Source organism: Centipeda felix (genome assembly GCF_900186465.1).
GTDB lineage: Bacteria > Bacillota > Negativicutes > Selenomonadales > Selenomonadaceae > Centipeda > Centipeda felix.
This window is the reverse complement of the sequence record NZ_LT891950.1, coordinates 1-1,723: the sequence shown is the minus strand read 5'-3', so window position 1 is coordinate 1,723 and position 1,723 is coordinate 1. Positions and strand designations below refer to the sequence as shown.

General features: G+C 63.6%; 2 protein-coding genes. Both read right to left on the bottom strand.

Annotated elements, in window-relative coordinates:
• Positions 1-199 precede the first annotated feature (199 nt).
• Positions 200-487 (bottom strand): thioredoxin domain-containing protein, encoded by a 288-nt coding sequence (locus C1713_RS00780; RefSeq protein ID WP_009753244.1) that lies wholly within the window; start codon positions 485-487, stop codon positions 200-202.
• 262 nt (positions 488-749) lie between these two features.
• Positions 750-1,723, bottom strand: a 974-nt coding sequence (gene hemW, locus C1713_RS00775; protein WP_102492722.1) for a radical SAM family heme chaperone HemW, incomplete at its 5' end; no start/stop codon positions are given.

Genomic DNA, 1,723 nt, shown 5'->3' with positions numbered 1-1,723 from the left:
GCGGTCAACGTCAGCCAATCACACATCGCTGTCGCTCGTGTTCTTGGGACGTTTTCCCATACGACCTGTTACCCAATCAGCTTCGTCCTGTGGACTTGCTTCTTGGACAGGTCAGCAAGGGGGACCGTGCAAGCGGTGGAAGGGGCACAAAGGCAAAGCTGTTACACAAGATTGTCAGCCTCGTGTAAACCGCGTCCCCTTACTCAGCGCTTGCCGCATCAAACGCGTTCTTTACCTCAGCATAGATGGCCTCGTAGCTCTGGCCCGGCTGCGCCTCGTAGAGTTTCGTGCCGTCCATAAAGATGCTCGGGACGTAGTAGTACTGCCCGGCGTAGGGCTGGGTGCGCGCGGGCTCGCGGTTCTCGTCGATGAAGGTGAGCGGAACATCCGCGTACGCGCCGCCCTCTGCGCGCAGTGCGTCGATGGCGCGATGTGCATTCGCACAGTAGGGGCAGCCCTGCATTTCGATCATGGTCAGTGTTTTCATGGAAATTTCTCCTGTTCAATCATTCCATATCTCCCACACGGTATGATGAGACATACCGCGATGTCCGTGGATATTGCTGTCAAAAGCGAACCCTAGTGGCGCAAGTGGAGGAAGTGCGCGTTCTGCCCCCTGCGGATTGCGTCGTTCAAGCGAAGCGCGTTTCGCAATGCGCAGGTATTTAGGCAGATAAGCGCACGACCACTTGCAAACGAGGTGTTCGCGCGGACAGCAATGCCACACTTCGTATCATCATACCACAACTCTACTCCTCAAGCAAAAATGCGGCAAAGACCTCGTTGCCGCGTTTCATGCCTGCCGCCGTCAGCGCAGCGCCCGCCGCCGTGCGGCGGAGGAGGCCGAGCGCAGCATAGTGCGCGATCACCGCGCCATAGACCTCCTCCAAGTCTCGCCCCCAGCGGCGATGAAAGTCCGCCGCGTCGATGCCCGCCGTCGTGCGCAGGGCGAGGAAGGCATACTCCTCCATCGCACGCTCTCGTGTGCGCGCGCCGTCCTCGGGCGTGCGGACGCTCGTGCCCGCGCGCATGGCGCGGATGTAGGCGGGGATGTCCGCCTCGTTCGCCCAGCGCTCACCGTCCACATAGCCGTGCGCCGCCGCGCCGAGGCCTAGGTAGGGGGTCATGTGCCAATAGCCGCGGTTGTGACGGCTCTCAAAGCCCGGCTGCGCGAAGTTCGCGATCTCATAGCGGGCGTAGCCGCGCGCGGGCAGCTCCGCCATGAGGAAGTCATACATCTCCTCGGCCGCGTCCTCCGTGGGGAGGTCAAGCCGCCCTGCTGCCTGCATCGCCGCGAACGGCGTTCCCTCCTCGACGGTCAGCCCGTAAACGGAAAGGTGCTCCGGCGCGAGGGCGACGGCCGCCGCGACGCTGCGCCGCAGGTGGTCAAGGGTCTGCCCCGGCAGGCCGTACATGAGGTCAATGCTGATATTCTCAAAGCCCGCTGCGCGTGCCGCGTGAAAGGCCTGCGCCGCCTCCGCAGCGGTGTGGATGCGCCCGGTGCCATAGAGGAGCGTGTCGTCAAAGCTCTGTACGCCAAGGCTGAGACGGTTCGCCCCCGCCGCGCGGAGTGCGCCGAGGTACGCTGTGTCCACGGTGCCGGGATTCGCCTCGACGGTCCATTCCACAGGCGTTCCCGCCGCCGTGCGGAGCGTCTCCAGCACTCCCATGAGGAGCGGCGCGGGCAGTGCCGTCGGCGTGCCGCCGACTATTATACACATCT